6 protein-coding genes are annotated in these 13,912 nt (G+C 55.0%); 2 read left to right on the forward strand and 4 right to left on the reverse strand.

The features are described from left to right. The first annotated feature begins 16 nt into the window (after positions 1–16). Both HYG81_RS42945 and HYG81_RS42950 read left to right on the forward strand, forming a co-directional pair. The gene (locus HYG81_RS42945; protein WP_226778490.1) at positions 17–2,245 is read left to right on the forward strand and encodes a DEAD/DEAH box helicase; all 2,229 of its coding nucleotides are present in this window, start codon (positions 17–19) and stop codon (positions 2,243–2,245) included. A 598-nt stretch (positions 2,246–2,843) separates the two neighbouring features. Further along, positions 2,844–6,767, forward strand: coding sequence for a helicase-related protein (locus tag HYG81_RS42950; protein WP_226778491.1), 3,924 nt, complete (start codon positions 2,844–2,846; stop codon positions 6,765–6,767). 104 nt (positions 6,768–6,871) lie between these two features. On the opposite strand, the gene HYG81_RS42955 is transcribed toward HYG81_RS42950, so the two are convergent. The 4 genes from HYG81_RS42955 to HYG81_RS42970 form a co-directional block, all read right to left on the reverse strand. After that, entirely contained in the window at positions 6,872–7,063 is a 192-nt protein-coding gene (locus HYG81_RS42955; protein ID WP_226778492.1) for a hypothetical protein, read from the reverse strand. A gap of 1,244 nt (positions 7,064–8,307) precedes the next feature. Further along, complete coding sequence (locus tag HYG81_RS42960) at positions 8,308–11,799, reverse strand: UvrD-helicase domain-containing protein (RefSeq protein WP_226778493.1); 3,492 nt, start codon at positions 11,797–11,799, stop codon at positions 8,308–8,310. Next, entirely contained in the window at positions 11,789–13,027 is a 1,239-nt protein-coding gene (locus HYG81_RS42965) for a PD-(D/E)XK nuclease family protein (RefSeq protein WP_226778494.1), read from the reverse strand. The genes HYG81_RS42960 and HYG81_RS42965 overlap by 11 nt, the downstream gene beginning before the upstream one ends. Next, a complete protein-coding gene (locus tag HYG81_RS42970) occupies positions 13,024–13,911 on the reverse strand; it encodes a hypothetical protein (protein WP_486641989.1) in 888 nt (295 codons plus the stop codon). The genes HYG81_RS42965 and HYG81_RS42970 overlap by 4 nt, the downstream gene beginning before the upstream one ends. Position 13,912 lies beyond the last annotated feature (1 nt).

Here is a 13,912-nt window from a genome sequence, read left to right on the forward strand (position 1 = left end):
ACTACCGAACATCAAAATGGAAGGCTTACTTGACAACTGGCGATACCAGACCGCAGACCTATTCAGAGCAGATATTAGTGAAGACGATTACGAACCTGTCGACATCGAAGTGGCCGTAGAGCGCGCGAAAGAATTGACCGGGATTGAAATCCCCTCCGTGGACAGGTACGTCATTCCCCTGTTCAAGATCGACGAGCCGATACTAGTTGATCAATACGTTTTCTATACACCTAGTAGCGGCCAACTCAGGTGGTACGATCCTGGATTTGGAATTTCTGGTTCAAAGCGATCCGCTTCCTGTGAAACGTTAGGAACGACTGAGATCGGTCAACGTCTCCGGTTTTGGCTCCCGTCCTATCTGGAGGAGCCAGAGTTGCCGATTGACGACTCCGAGTTACCGCCCGAGCAGATCCAGCCATCCGACCGATTGAGTGACGACGAGCAAGCGGCGTTCTTCCGGGACCTGAAGGGCTTCGTTCGCTCCGAACGCGAGAGCGAACGTGACTCCAACTGGGAGACGTACTCCGAGATGGGGCTTGATGTCGCGATTAATCGGAATCGCATCTCTGGTCCATTCATCTCTATTCGAGGAACGACCGGAGAGAGTGGCGACCAGGCCTACGTCTTCCAGATCGCAGTGGACGAGGACGAGGAAGATGAGGACGAGATCGATTTGCGCGATGACGAGGGACTCTTCGGTGGGAACTTCTGCATCGCAGACACTGACGCGAACAACGAGCAGTTCCCACTTGAGGTCGAGATTCTCTCCGTCGACGGGCCAAATATCACCATTCAACCTGACTGGAGCACCGTCGAGAATCGGCCCGTGGCCGAAAAGATTCTGAGCAGCGACGAAACCGAACTCTGGTTCCACGAGCTGCTGAACCCGATTCCCTTCGAACGACGTCTCACGGCGATCAATGAGGTCAAGAGAAATGAATCAAAGCGTGAACTCCTCACCGGCCAACGTTCCGTCGAATTCAACGTCAACAGGTACGCGATCCCTGATCCGGAGATTGAACTCAATGACTACCAGTACCAGGCGCTACTCTGGGCTGACAGTACGAGCGATGTAGTCTGTATCCACGGCCCACCAGGAACGGGAAAAACTCGAACGCTTACTGCATACGTCCAGCATGCCGTCGCAAAGGGGGAATCAGTACTCGTGACAGCCCACTCGAACCAGGCCGTCGACAATCTATTGGTTGGCGATAGCACTCCAGGCACGCCGGAAGAAGATACGCTGCACGCGATGGCACAGGATTCAGAGACGGATCTATCGATAGCACGGGTCGGAAACAATACCCGGGAATCAGTCGTAGAAGCAAACTACGTCGATCGTTCACCGAAAGCAGCTGACGTCGTTGCAGCGACGACTAGCGGGGCGTCGCAGTTCAACCAGAACGAATTCGACGTCGCGGTCGTCGACGAGGCGACACAGGCGAGCCGTCCTGCATCGGCAATTGTGCTCAACTGTGCTCGGAAGCTCATTCTCGCAGGGGATCACAAGCAACTCTCACCTTATAGTGCAGCAGAGCCAGAGGATGATGACCATCATATCTCTCTTTTCGAGTACCTTCTTGAGCGATACGACGATGATATCTCTGTTCTCCTACGGACACAGTATCGAATGAACGAGGAGATTGCAACATTTCCAAACGACGCCTTCTACAATGGTGAGCTGAAAACTGCTGACCAATGTCGTAACTGGACTGTTGATGACTTGAAGCCGATTATGGGAATCGATATTGCTGGCGATGAACAACGACAGACACACGGCAACTCCCTCTACAACTACGAGGAAGCGCAAGCGGTTGCGAAACAGGTGAAACTTCTTGTTCAAAACGATCTCGATCCCAGTGATATCGGCGTTATCACGGCATACAGTGGTCAGGTCGGGAAAGTAATTAATCAAGTCAATCAACTCGATATCGACAATCCGAGGCGAGTCGATGTCGATACAGTCGACTCATTTCAGGGTGGCGAACGCGAAGCGATCATCGTTTCGTTCGTCCGCAGCAATGACGACGGACACAGCGGCTTCCTCGAGTTCCCAGAAGAAGGGCCTCGGAGATTGAACGTTGCACTCACTCGAGCTCGCAAACGCTTAGTCCTGATCGGTAACTGGGACACCTTGGGAACAGTAGCGCCACACCGATCACCCGATGAGAGTTGTGCTTACCTCTACGCGTCTCTAGCTGATCGGCTTCAATCGCAAGAGCGGATGTTATCAATCGGAGAGTAGAAGTGAATACGGTTGACCGTCGCTATTCGCGAACACTAACTCGGCGTCCGATCAAGAACCCTTGTCCTCTCTCTAACCGAACACGAATCGACTTACCTGGGGTCCCTCCTTCGATATGGACTTGGTGATTCTTGTATTTCGCTATAGTATCACGGGTCCCACCTGAGGAGTCGACACTAAGCGTCACTACTTTTCCATCTGCCTCTTTTTGTGAGATCGTATCAGTGGTGGAGTGCGAGGAACTCTTTTGTGACGTACTATTCGTAGAACGGGACTCGGTTGTTTCCGCCTCCACCGAAGATCGTTGATGGGACTCCATCGATCGAACATTCCCATCAACGATGGCGGCATCGTTCTGTCGTGCACGGTCGTGAAACGTTCCTTTACTATCCCCAACGTCTCCAGGTTTTGACTCCCCTACGTTGTAATCAGAATCACTGCGGTGGCGGTAGCCATACCGATCACGGTTATTCCCTGCCATGTGGGGCACGTTCACACTGAAAAGTGAAATAGTTTTGGCAATCAGACAATTTCGGAAATCAGATATGATATAGACCCTTAAGTGATATGTGGCCTGAATGAGAACGGGAGAATATAGATGTCCGGCCTCGCTGAACGCACTTGGGAATCAGTCTACGAAAGCAGACCTCAATCAGAAGGGTCGTACCTTGTCGATGAGTTTTACGTTCCTGCACTCGAACGAAGTATCCGTTACGACCGTATCGCTGGCTATTTTTCTAGCAGCGCACTTGCAGTTGCCTCCCGTGGGATACATTCACTTCTCGAGAATGACGGCGAGATGCGGCTCGTAGTCGGTACCGAACTGTACGAAACTGACCGACCGGTTCTCGAGGCACTCACCGACGAGCTAGAAAAGTCACTCGAAAATCTCGATGACGAACGATTGGACGCACAGCTTGCACTTCTTGCCCGGTTGCTCCGTGAAGACCGGCTCCACATCAAGGTCGCCGTCCCACGTGAGGGGAACTGGCGGATCTTTCATCCGAAGATGGGAATTTTCCACGATGAGGACGATGATGCGCTGTCATTCGAGGGTAGCGTCAACGAGACGATCGGCGGCTGGAAGCGAAACTATGAGCGATTCAAGGTCCACTGTTCGTGGATCGACGAACAGCAATCGTACGTCGACGGGGATATCGACACGTTTGATCGACTCTGGTCCGACAAACACCCTTACGTCGAAGTGTATGACCTGCCCGAAGCGATAGAGAAGGAACTCATTGACTGGAAAGACCCTGGTTCGGAAGCCGATCTTGAAGAAGCAATCCAGATCGCCCGTGGCGAAGCGCCACCAACCGAACGCGATAAGGCGAATATCATCGCAGACGGCCACCTTTCCCCAGGTGGACTCGCACTCGCTGAAGAAGCAAGTACAATCACGCCGTGGCCACACCAGCGTGTCGTCTCCGATACGCTCGTCAACACCTATCCGAACAGTTTCCTACTCTGTGACGAGGTCGGGCTCGGGAAGACGATCGAGGCGGGTCTCACACTCTCCCGGCTCGGTCTCACTGACGAACTCGAGACGGGGCTGTTGCTCGTTCCAGCAAGCCTCACCATTCAGTGGCAAGAAGAGCTCTGGGAGAAATTCAATTTGAACGCGTATCGCTACGAGCGTGGGAGCAACTACGAGTACGCCTTTATCGATGCGTTCGGTCAGGAACACGCTCCACCAGATATTTCTGAGATCGACGCCGATTCTCACGAGCAGGCGTGGGTCGACAGCCCCATCTGGCGGTTCCTGCACGATCACCAAGCCAACGATCCTGCCGATTCACCTGCTATCGTCGTTATGTCCTGGCATACAGCTCGTATGTCGGGTCGCTGGGATCAGGTTGCACCGGAAAATGGTGAACAGGTTCGGACGCGTGACGATGTCCTCGCGTGTTGTCGTGGGCGGTCTCTGACCGATCGCGAAGGTGTCTGGGATGCCGTTATCGTAGACGAAGCCCACAACGCCCGGAAAGGGAGTAGCTTCTATGCGATGCTCGAGCAGCTCCGGGAGCACACACAGACATACTATTTGCTCACTGCAACACCGATGCAGCTGCACGCTGGTGAGCTCTACGATCTGATGTCACTGCTCGACCTGCCCGGCGAGTGGGATAACAAGGATGACTTCGTCGAGTTCTTCGAAACGCGACAGGCACTTACACAAGTACTCGGGTCGGAGTTAGGGGATGAAAATACATCTACTGGCGATTCGTGGTCAGCGCAGGCAACACTCACAGGGGGACACTACCAGGATCGACTCCCGGGAGACCGAAGCCTTTCTGATCGAGTCTTCGATGCCGTCGCCACTGAGTTGGATGTCGGTGACGAACAGCATGCGCGTTCTATCGCAAAACAGCGGGTCCTTCGAGCCTGCGACCTTGCCAGCGACTATGGTGAGCACTACGATGGATATATCGAGACGTTCGAAGCCGCAATTGACGAATACGATATCGATCCGTTTGAGGCCAAGGAAGATGACAAGCTGAAATACCTCCTGTATCCGGAGTGGAAAGCCAACGACGAGTGGCTGATGTTCTCGCGGAACGATCGACTCAACGCATTAGACGAACTCACCGACGGCGGTTGGCGCGTCGTCCAGGACGTTCTCTCCGCCTCGACTCCTGTTGATGCACTCATTCATCGCAACACCCGACCAACGCTTCGTAAATATGAACAGGTCGGGCTTCTCGATGAGACTGTCCCAGATCGCAATCCAAAGCAGCGGAAGATCGACCTCACAGAGGAAACCCGTCACGTCTACGATCGGATCGACGAATTCACGCGGAAGTTCTACAAACTCGCCCAACAATCGAACGAGGCTGAGTCTCGCGCGATCGGGTTCGTGATGACCACGTACCGGCAACGGCTCACGAGCAGTGTCTACGCGATTTCACAGAGTCTCCAGACACGCCTTCGAAAGCTCCGTAGCCAACGAGCCGTACTCAAAGGAAAGCAGCGAGCAGCGAACCGGAAATATAGTGACTCCGAACAGGTTGTTCTCGAAACGCTCTCCGAGTACGATCTCGAGGATGTCGACGCTCTAGATGAACTTGGGGACGACCTCGAGGATACTGATCTTGCGGAGATCATCCCGAATGTCACCGACGAAGGAGTTCATCTGTTAGAAGAAGAAATCGAGGAGCTAGAGTCGTTCGTCGGCGAACTCGAACGGATCGATCAGGACCCGAAGATTGGGCAGCTCATCGACGATCTCAACGAATTAGATCGGGAGGGACACAACCGGGCCATCGTATTCACGCAGTATACAGACACGATGGACTTCATTCGGAAGAGCCTCGTCTCTATTCACGGCGAGACAGTTGCGACATACTCCGGGCGCGGTGGGGAAATCTACGATTCAGAGGCGGAGGAGTGGATGGTGGTCGGTAAAGAGCGTGTGAAACGCGAATTTGCCACTGATGAGGGACAGGTAGATATTCTTGTTTGTACCGACTCAGCCAGCGAGGGGCTAAATCTGCAGGAATGTGGTGCGCTGATTAATTACGATCTTCCGTGGAATCCGATGCGAGTTGAACAGCGTATCGGTCGTATTGATCGTATTGGCCAGCAACACGATGAGATCACGATCTTGAACTATAGCTATACGGATACAGTGGAGACAGACATCTATGATCGTCTCGACCAGCGTATCAACCTCTTCGAAAATGTCGTCGGCGAAATGCAACCTGTGCTCTCAGGCGTCAGCCAACAGATTCGAACTGCGACTCTCGAAGCCGACCGTGACAGTAGTACTGAGATGGTCGAGAAGGCCGATCGTGAGTTTTCTGAACAAATATCAGAACAAGAGAACAGCGACCGTGTTGATGTTGGTGAGTCATTAGAAACGGTAGAGACACTCGTTCCACAGAAAATTATCGACGAAGCGAAACTGGATGCTTGGCAGTCCTACAATCACCCAGATCTACTCGACGTAGGGGAGACGGATTATAGCTATTCAGCACCGTTCGTAACTTCGAGCCTTGAAATTGTCTTGACTGAAAACGAAGCGTTCACCGATGAGGGAATCACGTTTACGTCAGTCCGTGAACTCGATATCGAACTGACGGAGGGTGACTATGCCGATGCTATCGACTTTGCGGAGAGGATCTATCGTCTCAACTGTAGCGAGCTCACCGTTCCCAACTCTGATGACGAACACACATTCGCCGAGATCATTGCCCCAAACGACGAGTGTGTTGCAGTGACGTTCTCGTCGGACTGTGCCAATGAGTTCTCCTCGATCCAGTATCTTGCACCCGGAAATCCACTGCTCAGACAGCTTGTCGACGTAATCCGGGCCAAGAGTGAGCAACCAGATCGGTTATCGAAACAGACAGTCATGCGTGATGACCGTCCGGTTCGATCTGTTGTTTGTGGGTGGGGTCGAGATAGTGATCTCGCAACGCTTGACTCTGATGGAACCGTCGAAGAGACTCGATCGATGAGTTCTCTTTCAGTATGGAAGGAGCAATTCTTAGCAAACCGCGAACGAACTGATCTCTCCTAACGCGCTTCCTCAATAATTCTCACAAACCACAAAACCAGTCAAAAATCAACGTTTAGAACGAGAAAATAAGGCGCAAGATAGTGTTACCACTAATCAGATACTGCTCAGCCGCCGAGCGCGTTCCGGTTCTTTATCCGACGTGGCAGTTGCTCGCGCTCCTCGAGCAACTTCTTTCGCGTCCTGCTGAGCGGTCGGTCATCTCGAGAACCCCCAGTATTCACACGGGCCTTCGACGGCTGGAAGACGTTCGTGAGATGGAATCGATCAGTCGACCCATCGGCGTACTCGAACATCATCCAGATACCGCTAATACCGAGTTCATCATCGTACTGCTGCTGATAGCTGGTGACCGCTTCACGAGCAATCTCGAGCGCTCGTCTCGGTCAGCTGGCGTGTACCGGACTTGTAGAAGTTTTCGACCCGCTCGTTAGTGTCTTCGCTAGTTGTCCACTCTGGCTCAACAGCCCAGTTTCTAACATGTAGTGGTCAGAATGATGCGACTGAATCAGTCGCTTGATTCAGCCGCTGTCCGGATTTCTGTGTGATGGAGCCACCAAGACTCAAACGCATCCTCACAGATCCGGACGAGTTCATTTCGAACGGTCAGTTGAAGTCTCTTAGATCACGAAACAGGCTCTCAGCCGTCGTTCGTACTTTTTGATCTGGAGTGCACCTTGGTATAACCGGAAGTCATCCGTGTTCGGTTAAGGAAAATCGAGAGACGAGACTGGGATTTAACTTCAGTATCTTCGCAGTAGAGGCTAATTCTCATGGTTGAAACGAGCTGCTCGCTAATCGATGTGGTTATGGTGCACTGAGTGCACTAATAGGTGAGAAATCACAATGACTCGTCCAAAATTCGGGATTTCGCCGTCACCACAAGTCGCCCAGCAACTCGATGATCTCGTCGAGGAGTGTGTCGATCTCGGAGCCAGCCGCTCCGAGATCGTCGAAGCAGTCCTTTCAGCGTATCTCACTACCGATGAAGATCGAATCTCCACAACGCGTGAACTGGTAATTCGACTGCGGCAATCTCGATGAACGCGAGTTAGTGCACTCAGTGCACCTATCTAATTGCGGTCATATCCTGCGAGCTGCACAGCAGAATAATCCAAGAAGGGATTTGTGGAAATAACCTTCTCCGCCTAGTCGGAATCCGGCTGCCTGCTCTTGGTTTCACTGCTTAACCGAACACGGATGAACCGGAAGTACGTATCCGACTCCAGTGCGTCTTTAGCCGATTTGCGCGGACTGTTCGCTGGCATCACATTAGTTGTCCTGCAGTCTTAATAATAGGTTAGGGTCTGAGGAGTAACCGGTACCACCGACAAAACTCTGAACCAGTATGTTATCGCTTGAGAAGACCAAGATTTGTGTTTCCGTTGAATTGTCTTTTGACTTCGTAAACTCGCTAGTAGATATCTGTTCTCACCTACGTATTCAATGGATTCTTTAGAATTACAACAGAGCGGCAGAGTCGCCGATTCACGGGTGATAAAATGGTGTTCGACAATGAGACGGAGTACAATCCGATTGGCAGCTACTGTCGGACTAAAGCCGCGAGTCTCCGTTCGACGATTTCTGACGGCCATGACGACTCGACTGTGTCCTGCTCGACTCCGAAGGTCTCTACTGTCCGATTCACAGGATGGTGCGAACTATCCTGCTGCTCGAAGAGGTACGAGTAGGCAGTCACTTGGAGTTCGTACCGACGTCGCGTCTCCGGCGTTTGATCCGTCAGCGTGATTTTCAGGTCGGCCACGTGCCGTTCGCCGGAGGGCAATGTGACGACGAAATCGCTCGTCCCGTGTATCTCGATCTCGATGTCGTCAATAGTGACGAGACCATCGATGGGCTTCTCAACGGTAACCTGTTCGGCCCGTTGAATCCGATTCCACAAGTCGGACGCGAGGAAGTCGTCCAGTACCTCCTCTCGGAAGAAGGTAAACAGGCCGTCGCGTTCGTTGTCGTCGATTTGCGGAGCGTGGTCGTCCACGACGTCGTCAAACACGTTGCGAACTCCGTCCCCTAGCGAATGGAGTGTCTCTTCGGATACATCGCGTTCGACGAGTGTGGTCAGAACCTCGTGTAGGCAGGTACCGACATTGTTTGGACCCAGCCGGTCGAACTGGAGGGGGACGTGGTACGGAACGTCGTTGGTCTCTGTGTGTAGTGCGTTTCCGAGGAGGTGATTGAGTGCCTGTCCGTCGGGATCGTCCGTGAGCGGATACATCGTGCTCGGTTTGATAAACCGGGGCACCCACGGGTCGAGTTCGGCGCGACGCGGTGGATTGACGGCGACGTCGTCGCCGTGGAACGTAGACGTGGTTGTCCACGTCGCGCGAAGTGTGACGTCGTTGACGCCAACGTCGAACGATCCGTCGTTCGAATCAGCATCTGGGTCGAGGGTGTACGTCTTGGTCTCGTCGCCGGTGAAGTTGAGGCCATCCCGTATCGTGTCGAGCCACCGGTCACGGGGTCGGGATTCACCGAACAGCGACCGTGGAAGTGGAACGACGAGGTGATCTTGCGCACGCGTGAGTGCGACGTACAGAAGTCGCCACGCTTCGGCTCGTTCATTCGCTGCAACCCATTTGAGGCGGTCGGGACCGACGAGTGACGTCGAGTCCGCAGACTTAGTGACGTCGTCGCACCAGTGGCCCGTGGCCCACCGCAGTCCGACATCGCGGTCCCGCGTGTCCTCGGGATCGTAGAGCCCGTTGGCGAACGGTGGGAGCGCAATGTCTGAGGGGATGTCGGTGTTCGTCGGAGGGGCGAGTCCGGCAGTGTTCCCTTGAGTGATGAACCGTTGGGCCTGCGGTCCGTGCTTCCAGAGACCGAACCCAGGATTCGCAACAACGACGACATCGTCTTGATCGCCCTTGGTGTCGTGTATCGTGCGGAATTCGACATCGGGACTCGTTTCGGCCGTGCTCGGCTGGTTCGGCCCCAAGTACGTGTTCTCTCGAAACGGTTCGATCAGCTCGGTGAGTTCGCGCGGAGTGAAGTGCTCATCTACTTCCCATCCTTTCAGGGTCTCGACGAGTGCATCGAGATTGGCGACTCGTTGTGCAGGATCGACGTCGAAACACCCGTGTGGATCTGCTCGAAGGGCGAGCGTCTCGATGACGTCCTCAACGTACGTTCCAGCGGGACAGGAGAGGAAGGTATCGCGCCGTTCGCAGAGATCGGCGAGGCCACTGAGCACGCGCTGGTGGACATCCGAGAGACCGCAGTCGTCGAGAACCGCGCCGGTGTCCCAACGATGGGTTGCGAAGTCGCTTTCGAGTGATTCGAGACCGAGGTTCGATTCGGTGACGAGGTCGCGGGTTCGATCCGGGTCAGCAGGCGCGACCAGCCACTCACAGACGTCGAGAACCGTATTCACGACGTCGCACTCGAAGAGGTCTTCACTCGCGTTCCGAACGCTGAGCCCCTCCTCATCGAACGCCTCTTTGTACGCGTCCATCTTCGAGGACCATCTGAACAGGACCGTAATCCCGAGAGGAGTTCCGTCGTCATCGGTGAACGTCTCGTCCGCGAGTCCCTTCGAGAGCAGCGCCGCTAGTGTCGTTGCTTCCCCACGACCTTCAACAGGTTTGACCCAGGTGTACGAATCGGGGTCTGAAGCTACCGGATCGAAGGCTGCGATGTGGACACTCGACTCGTCGGTCGAATCCCGATTAGCTTCGAGACCAGGGTATCGGACGTCCAACTCTCCGAGGTCCCCGCGTGCTGGATCAGTGAGAGCTGCCTCAGAGATTTCGTTGATCGCACTGGCGATGTCGGGGACACACCGGTACGTCGTCTTCGCGGTCCGGTGTTCGTGGACGTCCCAGTCAATCCCGAGGTACTCCCCGTTGACCGTCGCCATCTCGAAGAGTGACGGCTCGGCGTGTCGCCACAGGTAGACGCTCTGAAGCAGGTCACCGGCTCCGAACACCCGCGTACGAGGAGTGACGAGATGAGAGAGTGCAGCGTGCTGTATCGACGACACGTCTTGGGCCTCGTCGATGATCAGACTCTGGATACGTGTCTGGTACCGTTGTCTGATTCGTGTACAGTGTGCGTCATTGACGTCGTCAAGTCGGTCGTCGAAGTACGCGTCCACGAGGTACGCGACATCCGTGTGTGACACGACGCCGCGGTCGCGGATGGTCTGCCGATACGTTTGTTGGTACTCTTCGAGCACTACGCAGAAATCGTCGATACGGTCACTCCAGTCGTCGTGAAGTCCCGAATCTGCGTCACAGACCGTGTCTCGTTCGCCATCATCGATGTCGTCGTAGGCGCTCTCGTCAACGTCTGCCCCGATACAGCGATTGATCGCAGCGAAGACGTCGTCGAACGATTCCGGGCGACCCTCCGCGTATACGTTATTGAAGGTCTGTTCGAGACTGGCACGGAATTCCTCCGTAGAGATACGCCGATCCCGGCTGTAGGTGACGGCGGTCTCAAGCATCTCGCTCACGTCGTCATCGTACTCGGCAGCGGGATACGCGTCTTCCAGCCGCTCTAGTCGCTGCGCCAAGTCTGAATCCTCCTGAACTGCCCGGTAACAGGCAGCATGCAGATGTTTCTGTCGAGCCGTGTTTCCGACCACTGGCATCTCCTCGAAGCCGACGTCGGGTGCGATCTCACTCAGCACGTCCCGAAGGATACTGTCGATAGTACCGACGAAAGGTGCTCGTCTGACCCGTTGGATCAGATATTCAAGCTCGGCATCTGAGACCTTGCTTGCGGCGGGGACGAGATTGTGTTCGACGATTTCTCGCAGCCGGTCACAGATTTCCGTGACGATATTCTCCGCCTCGCTACGGTTGAATGAGATGACTGCGACTCGCTGCTCGGGTGTCGGGTCCCCATTAACGTACCGGCGGAGAACGTCCTCTGCGGAGATGTGGTCGGTGACTTCGGACTTCCCGGCACCTGGGACACAGTTGAGAGTATACAATCCCAAATCGTGGTCGAAGTACGCATCCCGAATTTCTCGCTGTGCGTTCTGGAGGCGGATCGGATCGTCACTCACCATCAGACACCTCCTCGTTGAGCATCGCTCGAACATAATCCGGGAGTTCTCGTTCCGGACTCACCAGCCGTCGTCGCTCGTCGGCTGGAACGACGTCAGTCTCCAGATGTTCCAGCAGCGGGGATGGACGACGTTCCTCACCAGAGGTGGATTCGGTGTGGCGAGTTACGATCAGTCCGTCTCCAGCGGCCCGCAAGGTGTCGTCGAACTGATCGCGGTCTCGGCCCGTCGTCCATGCTGTCCGAGGTGCAAGCGTTCCCACGCGGCCTTCTCCACGGAGGATCTTTTCCTGGAGTTCTGGAGGGATAACACTCTCAGTTTGCTTCGGCCACTCGCCGTCTACCAATCCAACGGAAATGACGTACGGTACGTCTAACAGCCACACGTCGTTCGCTTCGAGGATATCGACCGCACGTGCGTTCGAGTGCTCCCTTCGACCGGGGCGCTGAGTTGCGATCAACTGACTCAACTCCGCGATACTACTCCACGACCGGTCAAGCGTTCCTTCGTCAAGTCGATCTGCGTACTTATGACGAAGTTGCTCGACGAGGGTTTTCACGCGAACGACTGCTCGCGCGTCGCGCTCCGTCTCGACGAGAGCCGGGGAATCACGCGCTTCCGTCACCGGAAGCCCGAACTCCTCGTACCGTTCGACGACGTCGATGAGGACGTCGGTAACCGCCGTCGGTCTCGGTTCTGGGCAGTCGTGGAGCCACTCAACGTACGTCACGAGACAGTCATCTGTTTCGGGATTCTCTTCGAGTTCGTCGTGCCACTCCCCGAGCGTTCGTGGTTCGTCCGGTAGCACCTGCATCGATGTCTGGACTGTCTCTGGATCGATTGGCCACGACGGCGACGTCGCCGACTGAGGGCACCAGCGGTGTTCGAGCGGGCGACATAGTACCTCCCGAGAAGGCTCCTCTGTACCGAGTACGTCACACACCGACTCAATGAGTGCGTATGGTCGGGTCTGGGTCACTCTGAGCTGAACCCAGAATACGGGCGTGATACCGTACTGGACCGCTGCACGGTAGAGAGGTTCCTCATACTGGTCTAAATCGCGTGCGACGACGGCGATGTCACGGATGGGCACACCGAGATCCCGGAGGCCGGCCACGGTCGCCATCACGGTTCGAGCCTCCTCTCGGCGCGTTTTCGTCACCAACTCTGCAACGAGGACGTCGGCGTCGCCGAGCGGTTCTGCGAGGGTAAGGCGGTCTGAGGATTTCACGATTTGAACACCACCGTTCCCGGTTCGGCGACATCAAACAGCTGCGGGACTCGCCGCGAAAGGTATGAACCAGTCCCACGTCGGAAATGGATATGGACAGGCACGGTCACCGAGGTCAGTATGGCGTGCAATAGGTCGATATGGGCGGCTGGAACGCCGCTCACGCCGACGAGTGAAACGCAGTCAACCTCTGGGAACGCTTCTTGCCAAACCACTCCGTCAGTAGCGAGGATTTTCCTCGCTGCGCGGCGAACGAACTCCACGTCGGAGATCGACTTCGACGTGCGCCGGCGGAGTGCTCGTTCGATGCCCGTTGCAGCGCTCAGGATCTCAGCTACGTCCGCATCGATTGGGGCTGTAAGCCCATCGACGACGTCTTGAAATATTTCGAGTCGGTTCGGGTGGAAGCCGGTCACGTTCTCAATCTCCGTCCGAATTTGTTCGACGCTCTGTGGATCCGAAGGCACAGCAGGGGACGTTATCGACACCTCGTCGTTCGACAGCACTGATCGAATCATCGACAGGCGATCGATGCGGTCGATTGTCGTCGTCGGAAGATCCACGACATCAAGGAGTCGCTCCCCAACCTCTGTGGGATCGGTGAACTGTAAGCCATCTTTCGGCGTCTGTGCCTCTCGAAGTCGCCGCTGAATATTTCGTCGGTGTAACTCCACCGGAGCCAAGATCAACTCCGTCTGATGCGATGAACGGTCTGCACGCTCTAGTAGGGCTTCTTCGTGCCCCTCGTGGAGAGTCAAATTCTTAGGGAGTTGCTCTTGGTGTGTCTGAGCCATGGGTGTGTTACAGGTCGTAGCGGAGGGGCGACCGAGATGTGCGATCTCGTTAGTCACCGAATCTTCGTCACGTATTGTTGAAGAAATCATC

It is taken from the genome of Natrinema zhouii (assembly GCF_013456555.2).
Classification (GTDB): domain Archaea; phylum Halobacteriota; class Halobacteria; order Halobacteriales; family Natrialbaceae; genus Natrinema; species Natrinema zhouii.

Bases quoted from the DNA above. Each gene is read 5' to 3' on its own strand.
- HYG81_RS42960 (WP_226778493.1), bottom strand. From the start codon at position 11,799: ATGGTGAGTGACGATCCGATCCGCCTCCAGAACGCACAGCGAGAAATT.
- HYG81_RS42945 (WP_226778490.1), top strand. From the start codon at position 17: ATGGAAGGCTTACTTGACAACTGGCGATACCAGACCGCAGACCTATTC.
- HYG81_RS42970 (WP_486641989.1), bottom strand. From the start codon at position 13,911: ATGATTTCTTCAACAATACGTGACGAAGATTCGGTGACTAACGAGATC.
- HYG81_RS42950 (WP_226778491.1), top strand. From the start codon at position 2,844: ATGTCCGGCCTCGCTGAACGCACTTGGGAATCAGTCTACGAAAGCAGA.
- HYG81_RS42955 (WP_226778492.1), bottom strand. From the start codon at position 7,063: ATGATGTTCGAGTACGCCGATGGGTCGACTGATCGATTCCATCTCACG.